At 65.0% G+C, this 19,534-nt stretch carries 22 protein-coding genes; 20 read left to right on the forward strand and 2 right to left on the reverse strand.

All coding sequences use genetic code 11. The features are described from left to right. Window positions 1-22 precede the first annotated feature (22 nt). Complete coding sequence (locus JQ573_RS26165; RefSeq protein ID WP_312011631.1) at window positions 23-550, reverse strand: DUF6428 family protein; 528 nt, start codon at window positions 548-550, stop codon at window positions 23-25. A gap of 49 nt (window positions 551-599) precedes the next feature. Between JQ573_RS26165 and JQ573_RS26170 the strand changes: the two genes are divergently transcribed. The 15 genes from JQ573_RS26170 to JQ573_RS26240 all read left to right on the forward strand — a co-directional run bounded on the left by JQ573_RS26170 (window position 600) and on the right by JQ573_RS26240 (window position 15,289). After that, window positions 600-959: a helix-turn-helix transcriptional regulator gene (locus JQ573_RS26170; RefSeq protein ID WP_212318526.1), complete on the forward strand. Its 360-nt coding sequence runs from the start codon at window positions 600-602 to the stop codon at window positions 957-959. Then, window positions 959-1,645 carry an MIP/aquaporin family protein gene (locus JQ573_RS26175; RefSeq protein ID WP_212318528.1) on the forward strand — a complete coding sequence of 229 codons (687 nt, stop codon included), beginning with the start codon at window positions 959-961 and terminating at the stop codon, window positions 1,643-1,645. The genes JQ573_RS26170 and JQ573_RS26175 overlap by 1 nt, the downstream gene beginning before the upstream one ends. Next, window positions 1,642-2,067 (forward strand): arsenate reductase (glutaredoxin), encoded by a 426-nt coding sequence (arsC, locus tag JQ573_RS26180; protein WP_212318531.1) that lies wholly within the window; start codon window positions 1,642-1,644, stop codon window positions 2,065-2,067. Before JQ573_RS26175 ends, arsC begins: the two co-directional genes overlap by 4 nt. Continuing rightward, complete coding sequence (locus JQ573_RS26185; RefSeq protein ID WP_212318534.1) at window positions 2,064-3,230, forward strand: MFS transporter; 1,167 nt, start codon at window positions 2,064-2,066, stop codon at window positions 3,228-3,230. Before arsC ends, JQ573_RS26185 begins: the two co-directional genes overlap by 4 nt. 346 nt (window positions 3,231-3,576) lie before the next feature. Next, window positions 3,577-4,881: an MFS transporter gene (locus JQ573_RS26190; RefSeq protein WP_212318536.1), complete on the forward strand. Its 1,305-nt coding sequence runs from the start codon at window positions 3,577-3,579 to the stop codon at window positions 4,879-4,881. 54 nt (window positions 4,882-4,935) lie between these two features. Further along, window positions 4,936-5,712, forward strand: a complete 777-nt coding sequence (locus tag JQ573_RS26195; protein ID WP_212318538.1) for an aspartate/glutamate racemase family protein — start codon at window positions 4,936-4,938, stop codon at window positions 5,710-5,712. After that, the gene (locus JQ573_RS26200) at window positions 5,709-6,539 is read left to right on the forward strand and encodes a GntR family transcriptional regulator (RefSeq protein ID WP_312011632.1); all 831 of its coding nucleotides are present in this window, start codon (window positions 5,709-5,711) and stop codon (window positions 6,537-6,539) included. Before JQ573_RS26195 ends, JQ573_RS26200 begins: the two co-directional genes overlap by 4 nt. Next, on the forward strand, window positions 6,536-7,300 hold the full coding sequence (locus tag JQ573_RS26205; RefSeq protein ID WP_212318541.1) for an aspartate/glutamate racemase family protein: 765 nt from the start codon (window positions 6,536-6,538) through the stop codon (window positions 7,298-7,300). Before JQ573_RS26200 ends, JQ573_RS26205 begins: the two co-directional genes overlap by 4 nt. Further along, a complete protein-coding gene (gene hydA / locus JQ573_RS26210) occupies window positions 7,300-8,712 on the forward strand; it encodes a dihydropyrimidinase (RefSeq protein ID WP_212318543.1) in 1,413 nt (470 codons plus the stop codon). The genes JQ573_RS26205 and hydA overlap by 1 nt, the downstream gene beginning before the upstream one ends. A 29-nt stretch (window positions 8,713-8,741) precedes the next feature. Further along, complete coding sequence (locus tag JQ573_RS26215; RefSeq protein WP_212318546.1) at window positions 8,742-9,626, forward strand: alpha/beta fold hydrolase; 885 nt, start codon at window positions 8,742-8,744, stop codon at window positions 9,624-9,626. 22 nt (window positions 9,627-9,648) lie between these two features. Next, a complete protein-coding gene (locus tag JQ573_RS26220; protein ID WP_212318549.1) occupies window positions 9,649-9,888 on the forward strand; it encodes a hypothetical protein in 240 nt (79 codons plus the stop codon). Window positions 9,889-10,263: 375 nt separating this feature from the next. Further along, on the forward strand, window positions 10,264-11,961 hold the full coding sequence (locus JQ573_RS26225) for a phospholipase C (protein WP_212318551.1): 1,698 nt from the start codon (window positions 10,264-10,266) through the stop codon (window positions 11,959-11,961). Window positions 11,962-11,997: 36 nt separating this feature from the next. Further along, window positions 11,998-13,317 carry a cytochrome-c peroxidase gene (locus tag JQ573_RS26230; protein WP_249132370.1) on the forward strand — a complete coding sequence of 440 codons (1,320 nt, stop codon included), beginning with the start codon at window positions 11,998-12,000 and terminating at the stop codon, window positions 13,315-13,317. 72 nt (window positions 13,318-13,389) lie between these two features. Continuing rightward, window positions 13,390-14,175 carry an aldo/keto reductase gene (locus JQ573_RS26235; protein WP_212318557.1) on the forward strand — a complete coding sequence of 262 codons (786 nt, stop codon included), beginning with the start codon at window positions 13,390-13,392 and terminating at the stop codon, window positions 14,173-14,175. A 193-nt stretch (window positions 14,176-14,368) separates the two neighbouring features. Then, on the forward strand, window positions 14,369-15,289 hold the full coding sequence (locus tag JQ573_RS26240) for a hypothetical protein (RefSeq protein ID WP_212318559.1): 921 nt from the start codon (window positions 14,369-14,371) through the stop codon (window positions 15,287-15,289). A gap of 202 nt (window positions 15,290-15,491) precedes the next feature. On the opposite strand, the gene JQ573_RS26245 is transcribed toward JQ573_RS26240, so the two are convergent. Beyond that, window positions 15,492-16,169 (reverse strand): DUF599 domain-containing protein, encoded by a 678-nt coding sequence (locus JQ573_RS26245; RefSeq protein WP_092114851.1) that lies wholly within the window; start codon window positions 16,167-16,169, stop codon window positions 15,492-15,494. A gap of 121 nt (window positions 16,170-16,290) precedes the next feature. Here JQ573_RS26245 and JQ573_RS26250 point away from each other — a divergent pair, with 121 nt between their 5' ends. From JQ573_RS26250 to JQ573_RS26270, 5 genes are all read left to right on the forward strand, one after another. Then, a complete protein-coding gene (locus JQ573_RS26250) occupies window positions 16,291-16,944 on the forward strand; it encodes a glutathione S-transferase family protein (RefSeq protein ID WP_173642448.1) in 654 nt (217 codons plus the stop codon). Between the two features lie 116 nt (window positions 16,945-17,060). Then, window positions 17,061-17,429: a YidB family protein gene (locus tag JQ573_RS26255; protein WP_176530795.1), complete on the forward strand. Its 369-nt coding sequence runs from the start codon at window positions 17,061-17,063 to the stop codon at window positions 17,427-17,429. A 216-nt stretch (window positions 17,430-17,645) separates the two neighbouring features. Then, window positions 17,646-17,849: a hypothetical protein gene (locus tag JQ573_RS26260; protein WP_092114848.1), complete on the forward strand. Its 204-nt coding sequence runs from the start codon at window positions 17,646-17,648 to the stop codon at window positions 17,847-17,849. 153 nt (window positions 17,850-18,002) lie between these two features. Then, a complete protein-coding gene (locus tag JQ573_RS26265; RefSeq protein ID WP_212318561.1) occupies window positions 18,003-18,953 on the forward strand; it encodes a hypothetical protein in 951 nt (316 codons plus the stop codon). A 119-nt stretch (window positions 18,954-19,072) separates the two neighbouring features. Further along, a complete protein-coding gene (locus JQ573_RS26270) occupies window positions 19,073-19,513 on the forward strand; it encodes a DUF1489 family protein (RefSeq protein ID WP_028336418.1) in 441 nt (146 codons plus the stop codon). Window positions 19,514-19,534: the final 21 nt, after the last annotated feature.

Raw genomic sequence — 19,534 nt, forward strand, 5'->3', positions numbered from 1 at the left:
CAGCCCGGCTGGCGTCTGGTGATCAACCGCAGCACGGCTGCTTGGCTTTCGGAGCGCAGCACGACTGCTGTTCCTGCAGCCATCGGTCGCGCGGCTTGCAGCTCGATGGACGCGCCGAGAGATAGACCCGTATGGCGGCGTCGCCGGTATCCATGCGTTCCGCGCGATAGATTTGCATCGGCCGGACGCCATCGCTGACCTCGAAGGTCAGCTTGGCTCGCGGATCGAAGCCGACGGCCTCGTCGACCTTGCGGATGATCGCAAGAAACTTCCCGGCCGGCATGTGGCCCCGGTTTTCCTCCTCGATGTCCCAGAGCTGAATGAAGGTCTCGCTCCAGCTCTCGGGGTTGGCGCCGCAATCGAGCCCTCTGAACGAGCCGGTCTTGACCTCGGTGACGTGGTAGCTGGGGCGGACATCCCGGCCGTCGTAACTGAAGATCAGCGGCTTCTCCCTGTGCGCCTCGAGGCTGGACAGCAGTGCTGCGGACGAGAGCTCTTCGACCGGGAGCAGGGCGCCGACGGTCGATCGGGTATTGGCAAGCGGGTTCACGGCTGCTATCCTCATTTCAATGATTATTGAATTGTAGGATTATCGAAAGATGGAGGAGCGTCAAGCCCGAACCGCCTTCGCCGCGCTGTCGCAGGAAACGCGGCTGCGGATCGTGCGGCTGTTGGTACAGGCCGGTCCCGATGGCATGGCGGCAGGGGCGATTGCCGAGGCGGTCGCAGTATCGCCATCCAACGTGTCGTTCCATCTGAAGGACCTCGAGCATGCCGGCATGATCGTGCCGCGCCGCGAGGCGCGTTCGATCATCTACTCGGCGGATTTCATCGGCTTGCGCGATCTCATCGCCTTCCTGATGAAGGATTGCTGTGCGGGCCACCCCGACATCTGCGCGCCGGCGCTCGCCGATGTTCAGTGCGGGCCGTCCACGGCCAAGAAAAAGGCGCGCGCCTGATGCACGGCTTCGACCTGCCGCGGCGCCTGGCGGCCGAGGGCCTCGGTACCTTGCTTCTGGTCGCGACCGTCGTTGGCTCCGGCATCATGGCCGAGACGTTGACCAAGGACGTGGCGTTGGCGCTGCTCGGTAACACCCTTCCGACCGGCGCCATTCTGGTGGTGCTGATCACGATCCTCGGACCAATATCCGGCGCGCATTTCAATCCGGCAGTCACGCTGGTCTTCATGCTCAAGGGCGAACTCCGTCCGCCGCACGCCGCGCAATACGTCGCGGCGCAGGTGCTCGGGGGAATCCTCGGCGCGATGGTAGCGCACGCCATGTTCGGCCTGCCGCTCCTGGAGTTCTCGGCGAAGGCACGGACGGGATTTCCGCAATGGTTTGCCGAATTCGTTGCCGCGTTCGGACTGATCGCAACGATCATTGGTGGCCTCCGGTTTCGTGAGGCCGCAATTCCATGGCTGGTCGGGCTTTATATCACGGCCGCGTACTGGTTCACCGCATCCACGTCTTTCGCCAATCCGGCCGTTGCCATCGCGCGATCGTTCACCGACACGTTTTCCGGCATCCGCGCGCAGGATCTGCCGGGATTCATCGTCGCCGAGGTTCTGGGAGCCATGGTCGCGCTGGCATTCATGACCTGGCTGCTGCGGGGCGCCGAAACCACTAAGGAAGCAGTCCGATGACGATCACGATCTACCACAATCCCGATTGCGGGACGTCGCGCAACACCCTGGCAATGATCCGCCAAAGCGGGGAGGAGCCCGAGATCGTCGAGTATCTCAAGACGCCTCCCTCGCGCGACAAGCTGATCGCGCTGATCGCTGCCATGGGCATGACGCCGCGCGCGCTGCTGCGCGAGAAGGGCACGCCCTATGGCGCGCTCGATCTCGCCAATCCGAAATGGAGCGACGACGAATTGATCGATTTCATGATCGCGCATCCGATCTTGATCAACCGGCCCATCGTGGTCTCGCCCAAGGGCGTGAGGTTGTGCCGGCCGTCCGAAGCGGTTCTCGATCTCCTGGCCGTCGCCGACATCGGCCGGTTCGTCAAGGAAGACGGCGAAGTGGTCTTGCCCAGGAAGCCCGGTGCGCACGCCGGATGAGCCGCCGTGCAGATAACGTCCTGATCGTCGCGCTCGGCACCACGCAAACCCTGGCCTGGGCGTCGAGCTATTATCTGCCGGCGATTCTTGCGGACCCGATTGCGCGGGACCTCGGCATATCCACGAACTGGCTGTTCGCCGCGTTCTCGATGGCGCTCGTGATATCAGGACTGCTCGGCCCGCGCGTCGGCCGCCAGATCGACCGCATGGGCGGGCGCGAAGTGCTCTGTGCGTCCAATCTTATCCTGGCGTTCGGCCTGATCCTGCTCGGGCTTTCGCAGGGGGCCGTTCTGATGGCCGCAAGCTGGCTGCTGCTCGGCGTCGGCATGGGCCTTGGCCTGTATGATGCAGCCTTCGCGGCGCTCGGGCGTATCTATGGCAACACCGCCCGCCGCTCCATCACCGGCATCACCTTGATCGCGGGGTTTGCCAGCACGATCGGCTGGCCGCTCACCGCGTGGGGCCTCGCAACCATCGGCTGGCGCTGGACTTGCTTCGGCTGGGCGGCGGCGCACATTCTGATCTGCCTGCCGCTCAACGCGTTCGTGATGCCCAGACTGAAGAGCGAGCATCGGATCGCAGCCGACACGCCAAAGCCGCATATTCCGATCGACCGCGCGATGGTGTTGCTCGCCTTTGCCTTCGCGGCCGCCTGGAGCGTCACGTCCGCGATGGCGGTGCATCTGCCGCGAATTCTGGAGTCACTCGGCGCGACGCAAACCCAGGCGATCGCCGCGGGCGCGCTGATCGGCCCGGCGCAGGTGGCGGCGCGGATTGTCGAAGCGAGCCTGCTGAAGCGCTTCCATCCACTCTGGTCGGCGCGATTGGCCTGCATCACGCACCCCTTGGGCGCCTGCGTCATCGGCCTGTTCGGCGGTGGCTTTGCCGGGATCTTCGCACTGCTGCACGGCGCGGGAAATGGCATCCTGACGATCGCACGTGGCACACTGCCGCTGGCGATATTCGGCCCGAAGGATTACGGCTACCGCTTGGGGCTGCTCGGCGCGCCATCGCGGCTGTCTCAAGCCGTCGCACCGCTGGTATTCGGATTTCTGATTGCACCGCTCGGTGGCTATACGTTCGCGGTCACATCGGCGCTTAGCTTGGCTGCGCTGCTGGCATTGTTCGCACTCGAGGCCGAGCCGAAGACCCCCTCGCAGTAGCGTCGCGACCTTTCATCCCCTGAGCGAGCGCAACAACGACAGGTGTTGTAGCCCGGATCAGCGGCGCGATATCCGGGGCGGCATCAGCTTCCGCATATCGCTCTGCTCAAGCGGGCTACGCCGCCCGAAGCCCAATCGCGGATCACCAGCTGCTCAATTGCAAGGCTTGTTCAGAAAAATATGCATTAATATCAGTATGATATATAAAATTGCATGTAGAATACAAAATGTGCTTGTGGCCTCACGCGGCTTGAAGCAGACTTTGCGCGGGGCAGGAGAGGGCCGATGACCTTCGATGACGAAGGTCGCGCGGGGCAAAAACAATCTGCCGGCAGAGGAGCGAGCAATGAGCGATCAGGTGTCCACCATCGCAATGGCAGATACGGCGAAGCCTTCCGGCGTGCGGTGGAAGATCTTCCTGCTGATGCTGTTCCTGATCTCGATCAACTATATCGATCGCGCCTCGCTGTCGGTCGCAATGCCCGTCATCGCCAAGGAGTTCGACATCGATCCGGCGATGCAGGGCCTGATCCTGAGCTCGTTCTTCTGGACCTACGCGCTGATGCAGGTGCCGGGCGGCATGCTCGCCGATCGCTTCAAGCCGCGGATCGTGATCGCGCTCGCAACGCTGTTCTGGGGTTTCTTCCAGGCGCTGGCGGCGCTGTCCACCAGCTGGATGCTGTTGCTGCTGACCCGGCTCGGGCTCGGTGCGTCGGAAGCGCCGATCTATCCGGCCGGCGGCAAGCTCAACGCGATCTGGATGACTCAGACCGAACGCGGCCGCGGCGCCACTCTGCTGGACGGCGGCGCGCCGCTTGGCGCTGCGCTCGGCTCGATCGTGATCGCCTGGCTGATGGCGGCGTTCAGCTCCTGGCGCGTCGCCTTCGTCGTGGCGGGCATCGGCACCATGCTGTGCGGCCTGTGGGCCTGGTACTACATCCGCAACGCGCCGCGCGAGCATCCGTCGGTCAATGAAGCGGAGGCGCGCTATCTCGAGGAGGCGCATGCGATCGAGGACGCGGCGACGCCGCCGTCGTCCGGCGCGAGCGGGATGGCTTATTTCCGCTTCCGCTCGGTCTGGTGCATGTGCCTGGGCTGGATGTTCTTCAACACCACCTTCTACGGCCTGCTGACCTGGATGCCGACCTATTTGTTCAAGGTGCACGGCTTCGACATCAAGGCGCTCGGCGGCGCCTCCTTCATCATCTTCTTCTCGGGCTTCGTCGGTGAACTGGTCGGCGGCTGGATCGGCGACGGTTGGCGGGCGCGGGGCGGGTCGCCCAACACCGTGTTCCGTACCCTGTTCGGCATCGCGGCGATCATGGCGACGGTCTCGATCTTCCTGGTCGCCTACGTCACCAACGCGGCGGTAGTCGTGGTGCTGCTGTCGACGACGCTGTTCTTTCTGCGCTGGTGCGGCATGTACTGGGCGATCCCGTCGGCGCTGGCGGGCCGTGGCAAGTCCGGCTTCCTCGGCGGCTGCATGAATCTCGGCGGCAACATCGCCGGAATCACGACGCCCCTGATCGTCGGCTTCATCGTGCAGGCCACCGGCTCCTACTTTCTGGCCCTGATGTATTTCGCCGCCGCGGGCATTGCGCTGTTGATCTGCTCGACCCTGATCGATTACAGCCGCAAGCTCCCGGTCTGAAACAAAGACGGCCGAATCCTGCCAAGGGTTCGGCCGGTTGATGAGGCCTCACGAATGACACGTCCTATCCGGCTCGGCATGCTGACGCCGTCGTCGAATACCGCACTCGAGCCGATCACCTGCGCGATGCTGGCAGGCGTCGAGGACGTTTCGGCGCATTTCTCGCGCTTCAAGGTGACCGAGATCGCGCTGTCGGAGCAGGCGCTGCGCCAGTTCGACGCCAGCGAGATCCTTCGTGCGGCAGAACTGCTGGCGCATGCCAAGGTCGACGTCATCGCCTGGAACGGCACCTCGGCCAGCTGGCTCGGCTTCGATCGCGACGAGAGCCTGTGCGAGCAGATCACCGCGGCAACCGGGATCAAGGCCTGCACCACGGTGCTGGCCTATCGCGATCTGCTGCGGCGGATCGGCGCCCAGCGCATCGGGCTGGTGACGCCGTACCGCCAGGACGTACAGGACAAGATCATCGCCAACTGGAATTCGGCGGGGCTGCACTGCTTCGCCGAGCGGCATCTCGCGTTGCAGGACAATTTCTCCTTTGCCGAGGTCAGCGAGGCCGAGGTCGCTGGCTTGATCGCGCAGGTGGTGCGCGAGGGCTGCGATGCTGCCGTCGTGCTCTGCACCAACATGCGCGGCGCCGGTGCCGCCGAGCGGCTGGAGCGCGGATTTGGCGTGCCGGTGCTGGATTCCATCGCAGTGACGCTGTGGGCGTGTCTCACAGCTGTGGGCTGCGATCCGTCGCGCGTGCACGGTTGGGGCAGCCTGTTCACGAACCCCGATCTTCGCGCGGCGACCGCGATCCCCGATCATGACGATGAAGGCGTGCGGTGACTGAAGCCAAGACTGAAGCCAAGACCAAAGCCAAGGCGACCAGACGCAGCAAGGAAGCCAAGCGCGCGATCACGGCGCAGCAACGGCGCCGGCTGCGCGTGCCGCGGGTCGGACTGCACGAGCAGGCGGCGGCTCGGCTACGCACGATGATCGTGCGCGGCGAGCTGGCGCCGGGTCAGTCGCTGGGGGAGGCGGATTTGTCCGACGCGCTCGGCATTTCGCGGACCCCGCTGCGCGAGGCGCTGAAGCAGTTGGCGAACGAAGGCCTGGTCGAGCTGCGGCTCAACCACAGTGCCGTGGTGGCGCCGTTCCGCCGCGCCGAGCTGACCGAATTGTTCGAGGCCGTCAGCGGCATCGAGCGCTGCGCCGCCGAACTCGCCGCGCTGCGCATGGAGGATGCCGACTTCGAGCGGCTCGATGCGCTGCAGGACAAGATCGAGTGGCATCACGGCCGCGGCGAGTTGCGCGACTATTTCCAGGCCAACCAGCAGATCCATTCGGCGATCGTCGGCTTCGCGCGCAACGCGGTGCTGAAGGCGACGCACGAGGCACTTCTGGCGCGGGCCGAGCGGGCGCGCTTCTTTGCACTCTCGGTGCTTGGGCGCTGGGATGAATCGGTGCGCGAGCACCAGGATATCCTGGCCGCGCTCAGGCGCCGCGATGCGGCCCGCGCCGGGCAAATGCTGGCCCACCACGTGCGCCGCACCGGCGATATCGTCGCCGAGACGCTCGATGGCAAGGCACTGAACAACGAGGCGGATGACGCCGCGGCGCCGGACACTCCCGCAAAGCCGCGCGGCCGCAAGACGAGGAACGTTGCGCCATGAAGATCCTGCTGCTCAATCCTAACACGACAGTGGCGGTCACGGATCTGCTCCATGCCGCCGGCAGCAAGGTGGCTTCAGCCGGCACCGAGCTCGTGCCCGCGACCGCCGCGCGCGGCGTGCCGTATATCGCGACCCGCGCCGAGGCCCAGATCGGCGGCGCGATCGCGCTGGAGATGCTGGCCGAGGCCGGCGCCGGCATCGATGCCGCCATCATCGCCGCGTTCGGCGATCCCGGCCTGTTCGGCGCGCGCGAGCTGTTCGCGTTTCCGGTGGTGGGCCTGGCCGAGGCCGCGATGCTCACCGCCTGCATGCTCGGGCGGCGGTTCTCCATCGTGACCTTCGCCGGCGCGCTGGCGCCCTGGTATGAGGAGTGCGTCGCCATGCACGGGCTGAGTTCGCGCTGCGCCGGCATCCGCACGCTCGACGGTAGCTTCCAGTCGATCTCCGACGTGCAGGCCGAGAAGGAAGAGCTGCTGGTCGCGCTCGCCAACCAGGCGGTCGAACAGGACGGCGCCGACGTCGTCATCTTGTCAGGCGCGCCGCTCGCAGGCCTTGCCGCAAAGGTCCGCGACCGCATTCCGGTGCCCGTGGTCGATCCGGTCGCGGCCGCTGTGCGCCAGGCGGAGACGCTTGCCGTGCTTAAGCCGCGCAAGGCGGTCGCCGGCACCTTCCGGCGGCCTGATCCAAAACCAACGCTCGGGCTGGCCGGGCCGCTTGCTGCAATCATCGAACATCGCTCACCGAAAGAGGGGACGGACTGATGTCCTTCGACACCATCATCCGCGGCGGCACCGTCGTCACCGCTGCCGACACCTTCGCCTGCGATGTCGGAATCCGTGACGGCAAGATCACGGCGCTCGGCCGCGATCTCGGCGATGCGGCCACGATCATCGACGCCACCGACCGGCTCGTGCTGCCCGGCGGCATCGACAGCCATGTCCATTTCGCCCAGCCATCGGGCGATGGCATCGTGATGGCCGACGGCTTTGCCAGCGGCACCCGCTCGGCGGCGTTCGGCGGCAACACCACCGTGCTGCCGTTCTGCCTGCAGGAGAAGGGCCAGACGCTGCGCGAGGCGCTCAAGCACTACCATTCGCTGGCCGAAGGCGAATGCCACGTCGACGTCGCCTTCCATCTGATCGTCACCGATCCGACCGAGCATGTGCTGGGCCAGGAGCTGCCGGCGCTGGTCGAGGACGGCTATACCTCGCTCAAGGTCTTCATGACCTATGAGGGGCTGGCGCTGTCGGATCGCGAATTGCTCGAGACCATGTCGGTCGCGCGCGAGACCGGCGCGATGCTGATGGTGCATGCGGAAAACTTCGACGCGATCCGCTTCCTGACCGACCGGCTGGAACGCGCCGGCAACACCGCGCCGCGCTTCCACGCGACCTCGCGGCCGATCCCGGTCGAGCGCGAGGCCACGCACCGCGCGATTTCGCTGTCCGAGCTCGTCGATGTGCCGATCATGATCGTGCATGTCTCAAACCGCGAAGCGATGGACGAGATCCGGCGCGCGCAGCAGCGGGGCTTGCCGGTGATGGGCGAAACCTGTCCGCAATACCTGATGCTGACCGAGAAGGATCTCGATCAGCTCAACATGGAGGGCGCAAAGTACGTCTGCTCGCCGCCACCGCGCGATGTCGCCAGCCAGCAGGCCTGCTGGGAAGGCTTGCAGCAGGAAGTGTTCTCGGTGTTCTCGTCGGACCACTGTCCGTTCCGCTACCACGACCCGCAAGGCAAGCTCGCGCCCAAGGGGCGCACCAGCTTCCGCTGGGTACCGAACGGCATCCCCGGGGTGGCGACGCGGCTGCCGATCCTGTTCTCCGAGGGCGTGGTCAAGGGCCGCATCGACCTCAACAGCTTCGTCGCCTTCAGCGCCACCAATCATGCCAAGATCTACGGCCTCTATCCGCGCAAGGGCACGATCGCCGTCGGCTCGGATGCCGACATCGCGCTGTGGGATCCCAAGCGCAAGGTGACGATCCGCCACGAACTGATCCATGACGGCTCCGACTACACGCCCTATGAAGGGCTCGAGGTCACCGGCTGGCCGGTGCTGACCATGGTGCGCGGCAGGGTGGTCGTCGACGACGGCACCCTTGTCGGCAGCAAGGACCACGGCACATATTTGCCGCGCGCCAAACCACCCGCAGGAGCGACCATCCCGTAACCTGCAAAGCAAGAAGGCAGGAGACCACCATGCCCTACGCGACGACAGATGACGGCGTGCGGCTCTATTTCGAGGAGACCGGATCCGGCCATCCGGTGATCCTGGTCCATGAATTCGCCGGCGACCTGCGCAGCTACGAGCCGCAGATGCGGCATTTCGGCAAGCGCTTCCGCACCATCGCCTACAATGCGCGCGGCTTCCCACCGTCTGACGTGCCCGAGCAGGTCTCGTCCTATTCGCAGGCGCGCGCCGCCGACGATATTCTTGCCGTGCTCGATCACATCGGCGCGCCGAAGGCGCACATCGTCGGCCTGTCGATGGGCGGGTTTGCGACGCTGCATTTCGGATTGCGTCACCCGGCGCGCGCGCTGTCGCTGTGCATCGGCGGTTGCGGCTATGGCGCCGAGCTCGACAAGCGCGAGACGTTTCGCGCCGAGGCCGACGTGATCGCGGGCATGATCCGCAAGGACGGCATGCCGACGTTCGCCGAGCGTTACGCCTACGGCCCGACCCGCGTGCAGTACGAGAACAAGGATCCGCGCGGCCACGCCGAATTCAAGGCCATGCTGGCCGAGCATTCGGCGGTGGGATCGGCCAACACCCAGCAGGGCGTCCAGAAGGAGCGTCCCTCGCTCTACACGCTGGTCGACGAGATGAAGCGCATCACGGTGCCGACGCTGATCATCACCGGTGACGAGGATTGGCCGTGCCTGCTGCCGGGCGTTCTGATGAAGCAGAGCATCCCGTCCGCCGCGCTCGCCGTCATGCCGAACTGCGGCCACGCCATCAACATCGAGGAGCCCGACGAATACAACCGGATCGTCGGCGATTTCCTGGCGCAGGTCGAAAGCGGCCGCTGGCCACAGCGCGATCCCAGGGCGGTGAGCGCCTCGATCACCGGGATGAAGGATTAAGGCGATCAGCCTGGCAGCTTCGATGGCGAGCTACATTGGCGATCACCAGCACTCCGATACAGAACGTCACTCTTCAGCCATTCTCACTGTCATCGACATGAAAACCCTCGAAGAAGTGAAAAATGAGTATGAACACCAAGTGGAGATGTTCCTCCACAACCATCCCGTGGAGCTAGAGAGTTTCAAGGAGTTGTGGGCTCGGGCGAATTTCGGCGAGCATACGTTATGGTGCAGGAAGTCACCCAAAGACTCGGGCTTGTGATGTCGAGCGACATGAACAAGGCAGATGAGGAATTCTTTTGGATGTATATGCACTAGCGATGTGTTGCGGGCGATTGTCGCATCGCATCCGTTGGGCAGACTTGTCGTGACGGTTCAAGTGCAGGCGGACCTCCTGGTCTCCAGTTAGTCTTCTCGATCTACCAGATTTTTGAAATGCGGCTGGCATAGCGGCGTTATCGACACCGCGATCGATTCGATGACAACGATGCAACATCCGTTTGCTCGCGCTGCAACCGACGCGTGAATCGAACGCGCGATGATGAATCGCTGTGATGAAACTTACACAGCGCTGTCATCGGCGATGGATAACTTGTCGCATGTCGACGTCATAAATCCTTAAAAAATGGGGCAAGAAGTGAAGGCGAAATTCCTTTCAACGGTCGGAGTCTGTCTGGTCGCTGCTGCTGCAGTTGTGTGCAGCGCCGCCGCTCACGACGATGATCGAGATCACGATCATCGTCATCCGCACGACATTCACACGGAAACGCCGATCAAGCATCTCGTCGTGATCTTCAACGAGAACCGCTCGTTCGATCACTATTTCGCAACCTACCCGAATGCGGCCAATCCGACCGGCTCGATTCCGTTCACGGCCAAGCCGCATACGCCGAAGGTCAACAACCTCGCCAACGCCAATCTGCTGACCAACAACCCGAACACCAATGCGGCCAACGGCACCGGCGCGACCAATCCGTTCCGGCTCGATCGCACCCAGGCCAACACGCGCTCGCAAAACCACGCCTACACGCCCGAGCAGCAGGCGGTCGACAACGGCAGGGAAGACCTGTTTCCGAAGTTCACCGGTCGCGGCACCGCCGGCGGCGTCGGCGCCTTCGGCACCAACGGGCAGGTGATGGGTTATTTCGACGGCAACACCGTCACCGCGTTCTGGAATTACGCGCAGAACTTCGCGATGAGCGACAACAACTGGACCGACACTTTCGGTCCGTCGACGCCCGGCGCGCTCGAGGTGGTCTCCGGCCAGACCAATGGTGCGCAGAACATCGTCGGCACGTCATCGTCGATCGCCGACGGCCAGGGCGGCCTGACGCTGACCGGTGATACCGACCCTGCCTACGACGCGTGCTCGAGCACGACCAGCCAGGTCCTGATGACCAGCAAGAACATCGGCGACCTGCTCAACGCCGAGCACATCAGCTGGGGCAGCTTCATGGGCGGCTTCGACCTGACGCTCAAGAACAGCAACGGCACCACCAACTGCGCCCGCAGCACCTTCTCGAGCAACGTCAACGGCAGCATCGTCGACTACATCCCGCACCACGCCTGGTTCCAGTACTACAAGTCGACCGCCAACCCGACCCATGCGCGGCCGAGTTCGGTCGATGCGGTCGGCCACACCTATGTCCCCGGCAGCAAGACGCTCGATCCGGCCAACCACGCCTACGATCTCGAGGACTTCTACGCTTCGGTGAAAGCCGGTAACTTCCCGGCGGTCTCCTATATCAAGATGCCGGCCTATCAGGACGGACATCCCGGCAACTCCGATCCGCTCGATGAGCAGGCGGGCAATGTCGAGCTGATCAACTTCCTGCAGAAGCAGAAGGAGTGGCGCGAGACTGCCGTCATCATCACCTATGACGACTCCGACGGCTGGTACGACCACCAGTACCTTGCGCCGATCAGCGCCTCGTATGATCCGACCGCCGACCAGGTCAACGGTCCCGGCCAGTGCGGCCGCGGTATCGGCAAGCAGACGCAGCCGAAGGGCCTGAACGGTCAGCCGGTGAACGGCCGCTGCGGTCCCGGCACGCGGATCCCGTTCCTGCTGATCTCGCCTTACGCCAAGAAGAACTTCGTCAGCCACACCCGCATCTCGCAGGCGTCGGTCGTGCGCTTCATCGAAGACAACTGGCTGCACGGCCAGCGTCTCGGCGGCGGCTCGTTCGACGACAGCGTCGAATCGATCACAGACATGTTCGACTTCGATCATGGCCACGATCACGACCACGACGATCGGCAGAACAAGCTGTTCCTCGATCCGACGGCCGGCACGGTCATCGTCAGCCCGTCTGACGATCATCACCATCACTAACGCTCTGGGATCACTGGACGTCATATGAACGGCCGCATGTTGTGGCTTCTCGGCGCCGGCCTGCTCTGCATGGCCGGCGCCGTTGCGGCAGTCGAGACCCAGGGACTTCCGGGGACAAATCCGAGTCCGGTGCAGCTCAGGCGTCCGCCGGTCGCCCCGCTGTCCGGCATGGCGCAGCTCGGGCAGATGATCTTCTTCGACGCGTCGCTGTCGTCGTCGGGCGCATTGTCGTGCGCCTCCTGTCACAGTCCGGACCACGCCTACGGACCGCCCAACAATGCGGCGGTGATGTTCGGCGGGCCCGCGCAATCGCGGCAGGGTACGCGCGCCGTGCCAAGCCTGACTTATCTCGAGCGGCAACCGAATTTCAGCATCGGGCCGGAGAAGGACGAGGACGACAATGTCGTCGACTTCGCGCAGTTGGCCGCGGCAGGTCAGCAGGCCGCGCGTGCGAAAAAGGTCGCGACCGGGACCGCGGCGTCGGCGGTCAACATCGTGCCGCAGGGCGGACTGTTCTGGGACGGCCGCGCCGATACGCTGCAGGACCAGGCGATCTTCCCGCTGCTCGATCCCAACGAGATGGATGGCGGCAGCATCGAGGTGGTGGCGCAGAAGCTGCGCCAGGCGAGCTATGCCCCGCGCTTTGCCGAACTGTTCGGCGCGAACATCTTCGACAATACGCGGCTGATGGTCGCGGAGGCGATGTTCGCGGTCGCGCGCTACCAGGTCGAGGAGTCGAGCTTCCATCCCTACAGCAGCAAGTTCGACTACTGGCTGGAAGGCAAGACGCGGCTGAGCGAAAGCGAGTTGCGCGGCCTGCAATTGTTCAACGATCCGGACAAGGCCAATTGCGCCGGCTGCCATACCTCGGCGCCGACCCGCGACGGCCTGCCGCCGCTGTTCACCGACCACCAGTATGAGGCGCTCGGCGCGCCACGCAACGCCGCGCTCGCCAGCAACCGCGATCCCAACTATTTCGATCTCGGGGTCTGCGGCCCGTACCGCACGGACATTGCCGAGCAGACGCAATATTGCGGGATGTTTCTGACGCCGACCTTGCGCAACACCGCAACCCGACGCGTGTTCTTCCACAACGGCGTCTTCACGAGCCTCGAGCAGGTGCTCGATTTCTATAACTTCCGCGATACCAATCCGGAGAAGGTCTACCCGCGTGCGGCCGACGGTACGGTGCGGAAATACGACGATCTGCCGGAAAAGCATCACGGCAATGTCGACGTCGCTGATCCGCCGTTCGAGCGCCATCTCGGCGACACGCCGGCGATGACCGCGCAGGACGAAGCCGACATCATCGCCTTCCTGAAGACGTTGACCGACGGTTACCAGCCGGAGCGGTGAGCGGTCGCGACGGCTCATCGCGGAACCCATGCGTGAGTTGGCAGGTCCTCGTCATGCGCGCATAATGGGCGCATGAATGTGGTCGAAGGCAACGGTGCCAGAATCCCCGCGATCGGGCTCGGCACCTGGGAGCTGCGCGGGCGGACCTGCGCCCGCATCGTCGAGCAGGCGCTGCGGCTCGGTTACCGGCACATCGACACGGCCCAGATCTATGACAATGAGCGCGAGGTCGGCGAGGGGCTGCGCGCCTCCGGCGTCAAGCGCGACGATGTGTTCCTGACCACCAAGATATGGACCACGCATTTCATGGCGAAGGATCTCGAACGTTCCGCCAAAGAGAGCCTGGCGCGGCTGCGTCTGACCGAGGTCGATCTGTTGCTGTTGCACTGGCCGCACCCGCACGTGCCGCTTGCCGAGACGCTCGGCGCGCTGGCGCGGGTCAAGCAGGCGGGACTGGCGCGGCATATCGGGGTCTCGAACTTCAACGTGGCGTTGATCGAGGAGGCGGTGGCGGCGTGCCCCGAGCCGCTCGCCTGCGATCAGGTCGAGTACCATCCTTATCTGGGCCAGGCCGACGTGATCGAGGCGTGTGCGCGCCATGGCATGGCATTCGTCGCCTACAGCCCGATCGCGAAGGGCCGCGTCAAGGGCGACCGCGCGCTGGCGCGGATCGGCGACCGTTATCGCAAGACGGCTGCCCAGGTCTGCCTGCGCTGGCTGGTGCAGCAGAATGTCTCGGCGATCCCGCGCACCTCGAAGCTCGAGCGGCTCCAGGAAAATCTGGATATCTTCGACTTCGAGTTGTCGGATGAGGACATGCGCGAGATTTTGGCGATCGGGAGCGCGGCCGCGCGGTGATGCCCATCTGATGGCCCATGGCGCGTTGGGTCCTTGCCTGTGAATCGCCGCGCGGCATATGGCTGGGCAGCGCTCCCGATCATGCTATTGCGCGCTGGCCGATTGCGGTTTTGCACCGAATGGGGATTGAGGCAGGCGGGTTCCACCCGGTATTGTGACCGGCGGGGAGACGACACTGATGTGATCGAGTGGGATGAAGTTTCGGCCAAACGCGGATCTGATGGCATCGGTGTTCGTGCACCTGATGCTGCTCGCGCTGATTTTCCTGTATTCGGAGGTGCATCAGTTCGATCCGGTCGCCGCTGACACGGTGCCGGTCGAGATCGTGACGCCGCAGGAGGTTGCCAGGAGCGAGGTCCAGACTGAGACCAAGCCCGATCCGGTGCCGAGCCCGTCGCCGACGCCCGAGCTGCAGTTGCCGTCGCTCGACAAGCCGGTCGACACCGCCAAGTCCGAACCACCGGCGCAAGCCCCGGCACCTCAGCCGCAACAGGCCCAGCAGCAACCGCCGCAGAAGCAGGCGACGCCGCCCGAGCCCAAGCCCAGCCCGGCTCCGCAGCATGCTGCGGTCGAGCCGCCGGCACCGCAGACGCCGGCACCGCAGACGCCACCGATGCCCCAGCCGATGGCGCAGCAAGCGTCGCCGCCGTCGCAACCTGCCTATGCGCAGCCCGAGCCGGACCTGTCCGTCAAATACAATGTCCTCCTTGGCTTGCCGCCCGACATCCCCGTCAAGCTGCCGGCCGAAGCGCCGCACGGCCCCGGTCCCGGCAAGGACAATTTCGACGCCGCCGCCACCGAGCAGGCCGACGTCGGCTCCAGCGTGGTCGCCGAATTCCGCCGTCATCTGAAGAGCTGCATGAAGCTCCCGGCGACGTTGAGCACCGGCGATGACGTCAGGATCAAGCTCCGGGTGTTCATGAAGCCGGACGGCAAGCTCGGCGCATCGCCGTTGCTGATCGAGGCCACCGCATCGGAGAAGGGGCCGCTGCTGCTCAAGAGCGCGACCGAGGCGCTGCAGGCCTGCCAGCCTTACGCGATGCTGCCGCGGGATCGCTACGGCGAATGGAAGGTGCTCGACCTCGACTTCACGCCGCGCGATTTTGCATCGTAGGGCAGGGACGAGCGGCGAACTTCGCCTCGCCCCGCGTGCGGGGAGAGGCCGGGTTGCATCGCCAGATGCAATCCGGGTGAGGGGGAGTCTCCGCGAGTCCGTCTATCTCGGTCGATGCGGAAACAGCCCCTCACCCGAACCCTCTCCCCGTAAGAACGGGGAGCGGGAGCGAGAGTGTCGCGCATATTGCTCGATCAAGCCTTCAGCTTCCCATCGCCTGCCAGGCATTCGAGGCGAACTGCCGGCGCCAGATCACGATGACGACCGCGGCTGTCGTGGCGAACAGCACCCAGGGGCTGAGGAACCAGCCGAGATAGCCGAGCGCGAAGAAGAAAGCGCGCTGGCCGCGGTTGAAGTGCCGGCCCGCAGTTTCGAACAGCCGCGTGGTGCGGATCACATGGGCCTCGGCCTCCGGCGTATCGCGCTGGCCGGCCGGCGGCATCGCACCGAACAGGATCGCAACATAGTTGAACAGGCGATAGGCCCAGGCGAATTTGAAGAACGTGTAGATGAAGATCAGGATCAGCCCGATGCACTTGATCTCCCACAGCGCGGGCGAGGGTGTCAGGTTGACCGGCAGCGCACCGAGCACCGCGAGCGCGTCGCTGGTCGCGCGCAGCAGCGCCAGCGCGCCGCCGATCGCGATCAGGCTGGTGGAGGCAAAGAACGCGGTGCCGTTCTGCAGGCTGGCCATGATCTGCATGTCGACCATCCGCGCGTCGCGGTTGAGCAGATTCCGCACCCAGATCTCGCGATAGACATGCATCCGCGCCGACAGGCTGTCGCGTCCGTAGGCGGTGTGCTCCAGCGTGATGGCGTAGACCAGCCATTCCAGCGCGAAGAAGCCGACGGCCAGGATGTCGACCCAATAGCCGGTCATTGGTGCCTTCCTTCGTCAATGCGCGGCGGCCCGTCCGCGCCGCGCTGCATCCCGCGTCATGTACAGGTTGAACGCGTGCAATGCACTATGGCAAACTGGCGTGGCAACAGGATTCACAGGCATGCTCAAGCTCGTCATCGGCAACAAGAACTATTCGTCATGGTCGATGCGGCCCTGGCTGGCGCTGCGCGCCAACGACATCCCGTTCGAGGAAATCTTCGTTCCGCTCTACACCGACCAGGCCGACAAGGACCGCATCCTCTCTTTCAGCAAGGCCGGCAAGGTGCCGACGCTGATCGACGGCGACGTCACGGTGTGGGATTCGCTGGCGATCATCGAATATCTCGCCGAGAAGTTTCCCGAGGCGAAGCTCTGGCCGTCGGATCGCGCCGCGCGCGCGCATGCCCGCGCGATCTCGGCGGAGATGCACTCCGGCTTCGTGCCGCTGCGCAGCGAATGCGGCATGAACCTGCACCGGCCGATCCGCGCCGTCGCGCTGTCGGACGATGCGCGGGCCAATGTGGCGCGGATCGAGGAGATCTGGGCCGATTGCCACGCGCGCTACGGCAAGCAGGGCCCGTTCCTGTTCGGGGCATTCTCCGGGGCGGACGCGATGTACGCGCCCGTGGTGCATCGCTTCCGCACCTACGCGATCCCGGTGAAGGCCGAGGCGCAGCATTATGTCGATGCGATGATGCAGCTTCCGGCGTTCCAGCAATGGACCCGCGACGGTCTGGCCGAGACGCTGCGGATCGAGCGATTCGAGGACGCCTGACCGGTCCTGCGCTGCCGAATTGTGACAGCGGCGGCAAAGATCGCGGCTTGACGCCGCGGGGCCGAAGGCGTCGAATCCGAAAGACCGGTTTTGCAAGTCGTGAAAGGACTTAGACCATGGGCATTCTCGATTCCTTGGAGAATTCACCGGAGCTGAAAGGCATGCTTGGCCAGCTCGGGGCGGCCGTCATCCCCGTCGTGCTCGGTCAGGTGATGGGCAATGGCGGGCAGGGCGGCTTGTCGGCGATCGTGGCCAAGCTCGAGCAGGCCGGCCTCGGCGAACAGGTCAAATCCTGGATCGGCACCGGCCAGAACCTGCCGATCACCGCCGAGCAGCTCCAGGAGGTGTTGGGCAGCGACACCGTCAAACAGCTCGCCGCCAAGTTCAACATTCCGGTCGACCAGCTGTCCAAGGTGCTGGCCCAGCAACTTCCGGCTGCGGTCGACGGCGCGAGCCCCAACGGAAAGTTGCCGCATACCGCCTGAGGCTGTGGAACCGGGTTCCAGCCGAGGTCGGCGGGCAATTTCCAGCTGGCACATAAATTGCTGCCTATCGCCCTGAAAAACCTGCAAAATCGCACCTTCGCCATGCCCCAATCTTGCTGGATTTGGGGCGGTGCGATGTGCTAGGTTGCCGCAGGGTTCTCAAAATGCCGGCTTGAGCTATCGGGACTGTCAGCTCAGCCAGCAATCTCTAAGAAAATGGAGAGGGCGTTGAAGCATAAGTACTCGATTGGCGAGATCGTCTATTTCACGGCCAGCAACGTGGCGCGCCCCGCTGCGAGCGGCACCTATGAGGTGATCCGCCTGCTGCCGACCGATGGTGACGATTGCCAGTATCGCATCAAGAGCTCGACTGAAGCTTTCGAACGGGTGGCCAAGGAGAGTCAGCTCGCGCTGTCCTGAACGCGTTGTGCGCAAGCCGGTGGCTGGAGCGGGTTCCGCGCTGTCGCCGTCAAAAGGCCCTGTTCGCAGACCCATTGTGCTGAAGGTTGGACGTCGGGATGGCGGCGTTCGCCGTCGCCGGCTGTGCTTACGCTGTGTTGAGGGACATCGCGCATGAATTGGGCTTCCTCGCTGGATCAGATCTGGCGCTCACCGACCTTCCCGATGTGGCTGACGCTGGCCGCGGCGGGCTTCTTTGGGATCGTCGTTCTGGTCACGCTGCTGCGCGCGGAAAAGTCCGTCGCCAACGGCGCGCTGACCGTCATCACGCTGCTGTCGATCGCGGTTGCGGTCGCCGCCACGATCCGCGGCTTCGGGCCGGGCGGGCAGGCGGCGCCCGCCGACACACGGACGGCGCAATTCACCAGCCAGACCGCGCCGGCGCTGGCCTGCGTCGACGACCTCGCCGGAGACGCCGTTCTCAATGCCTGCGAGAAGGTGCTGTTCGGTTCGTCTGATACGGCCGCGGCGGCGGTCAGCTATGCGGCGGCGCAGATTTCGCGCCTGACCGCGCTCGGCGACCTCGCAACCGCGGAGCGCAATTCGACCACCGAGTTGCAGGCGCTGCGCCGCGCCATCGAGCACGACCGCTACGGTCTGGTGGCCTACGCGCTGATGGCGCGAGACCACTGCACGCCGACCGCGTGCCCCGCGTTCCGCTCGCTGGGCGACAACCATCAGATCATCAACAACATGAACGAGCGGACCTACGAGAACCTGGTCACGCGCTACGCCGCGTCCTGGAACGCTCCGGGCGGCGCGCAGGCGTCGGCCGCCTCCGGCCTGGTCGCGGCGCTGCCGCAGTCGTTGCCCACCGGCAAGCCGACCAATGCGGAGTTTCCGAGCGCGTCCTCGACGCCGCCGGTCAGCATCATGACGCCCGAACCGGCGAAGCCGGCTGCAGCGGCCCAGCCGCCGGCCGCACGCGCCGCCGCCGCGCCGCCCGCAGCCCCGAAGCGCCCACCCGCAGCGAAGCGTCCGGTCCAGATCGCGCCGGCTGCGGCGCCAGCGCCGGCGCCGCCACCTGCCGCGGCGAGTGCGCCGGCGGCCGCGAACCAGGAATGAGTGTGATGACGGCGACTTGAGCCGCCGTCTTCGCACCGTTCCGGGCAGCAAATCCCGATATCCACTGCCGCTGCTATCGCTCCCTTTCCAAAGCGCGCGCCGGCCGCTACATCCGGCGCATGCCGCTTCATCTCATCAAGCTTGCCGTCGGTTGCGACTCGGTCAAGGAACTCAAGGGCTGGGTCGCCGAACGGATGGCGACCGCGAAGAAAAAAGGCCTGCCGCTCCGTCACGTTCACATCACGCGGATGACGCCGAAGCGCGAGGAGGAGATCCTCGCCGGCGGTTCGCTGTATTGGGTGATCCGTGGCGAGATCGCCGCGCGCGAGAAGATCATCGCGATCGAGCCGTTCCGCGACAAGGACGGCATCGGACGCTGCCGGCTGGTGATGCAGCCCAAGGTGATCGCCGTCTCGCCGCGGCCGATGCGGCCGTTCCAGGGCTGGCGCTACCTGACCGCGGACTCCGCGCCGGCAGATCTCACCAAGTCGAGCGCAGCCAGCGTGGCGTCGATGCCGGAACCCATGCGCCGCGAGTTGCGCGACCTCGGATTGCTCTGAGCAATCGGACCGCTCGGAGCA

It is taken from the genome of Bradyrhizobium sp. AUGA SZCCT0105 (genome assembly GCF_018129565.1).
Classification (GTDB): domain Bacteria; phylum Pseudomonadota; class Alphaproteobacteria; order Rhizobiales; family Xanthobacteraceae; genus Bradyrhizobium.